The 1,275-nt window shown below is 63.4% G+C and carries 2 protein-coding genes; one reads left to right on the top strand and one right to left on the bottom strand.

Annotated features, from left to right (window positions below; all coding sequences use genetic code 11):
- A partial coding sequence (locus tag EOA60_RS33520; RefSeq protein ID WP_281060806.1) for a M17 family peptidase N-terminal domain-containing protein occupies nucleotides 1–637 on the bottom strand: 637 nt, incomplete at its 3' end.
- Between the two features lie 349 nt (nucleotides 638–986).
- Between EOA60_RS33520 and EOA60_RS33515 the strand changes: the two genes are divergently transcribed.
- Nucleotides 987–1,275 (top strand): LptF/LptG family permease (locus EOA60_RS33515; protein ID WP_128312650.1); only part of this gene is annotated, 289 nt, incomplete at its 3' end.

The following is a 1,275-nucleotide window of genomic DNA, read 5'->3' as shown; positions in this document are numbered from 1 at the left end:
CGGCGAACTCGACCGGACCGAGCGTATTGGCCGGCTCGTTGACGAGATCGCGCGCAAGCAGCACGCCTTCGATAACCGCCTCTTCCGCGGCGAAGGCCTTTTTGGCGGCGGAAGGGTCGGCGCAGTGGATGGTTATCTTGGCCGGCTTTGCGGTTTCGGCCTTTTTGCTCTCCGCCCCCTTGGCGTCGGATTGGCCGTCTTCCTTGTCCTTCCTGGTCTTGTATTTGTCGAAGCCGTAGCTGCGCAGGAGGATGCCGGCGGCAAGGTGCGCCGCCTGCCTGCCGTCCGGCTGGAGGTCCGGAAGATCGAGGATGACAGCGACTTCCACAGCCTTGCGCAGCGCGGCGGCAACCGCGCCGCCGAGCTTCAGCCAGGCGTAGTCGTCGAGGCTTGCGACCTTGCCGGCGCCGACGGCCACCAGCCGGTCGACAGAGGTTCCCTCCGGTGCCAGCACTTCCACCGAGCTCGCGAACTTGCCGGAGAAATCGGCGACCGGAAACGCGCGCGCCAATGCGCCAGCCGGGTCGCAGGCCTTCGCGGCATCGCCAAGGCCGCCTCCGTCGGCCGCAAGCACGAAGACGCTGCCTTTTTTGGGCGCGGCCAATTTGGCGAAGGCAATCGAAGGTCTCGAAGTCATCAGATCCTGCTTCCGGGATGAGGCGCCGCGAACCGGCTTTTGAGCGTGCGCGACATTTGGTCGTTTTCGGCCATTTGGCAAGACTTTGGCCGAAATCGCTGTCTATATCGGCGCCGAAACCAACCAAGGATTCGTCGCGGCGGAACGCAAGCTTTATGCCGCAACCTGTTGTTAACCATCAATGTTTCGCATTTCTTATTCATTGACGCGGAGACTCCGCCGCGCCGGGCGCGTGGCGTGGAGAGGACAAACCAGATGAGCCGCCTATGGACCCGGTTGTGCAGGCGTCGGCGGATGACTACCTTGTCGGCAGGCATGATGCCGTTCGGCACAATCGAGAAAAGCCTTCATGAAGGTCGTTGAACGCTACATCATGCGTCGCGCTACCGCGATGTTCCTGGCGGCGCTGGCGTGGACACTGGCGATCGTGTGGACGACGCAGGTGCTCGCCAAGATTGATTTGGTCACCGACAGCGGCCAGTCGGCGTTGACCTTCTTCGAAGTCGCGGCCCTGATCATCCCCTCGATCGTCCCGATCGTGGTGCCGTTCGCGCTGGTGGTCGCGGTGGCGCAGACGCTGAGCGCCATGAACACGGATTCGGAGCTGGCGGTGATCAACGCCGCGGGCGCCTCGCGTT

The organism is Mesorhizobium sp. M1A.F.Ca.IN.020.06.1.1 (genome assembly GCF_004023265.1).
In the GTDB taxonomy this organism is placed as follows: domain Bacteria; phylum Pseudomonadota; class Alphaproteobacteria; order Rhizobiales; family Rhizobiaceae; genus Mesorhizobium.
This window is presented reverse-complemented; position numbering and strand designations above follow the sequence as displayed.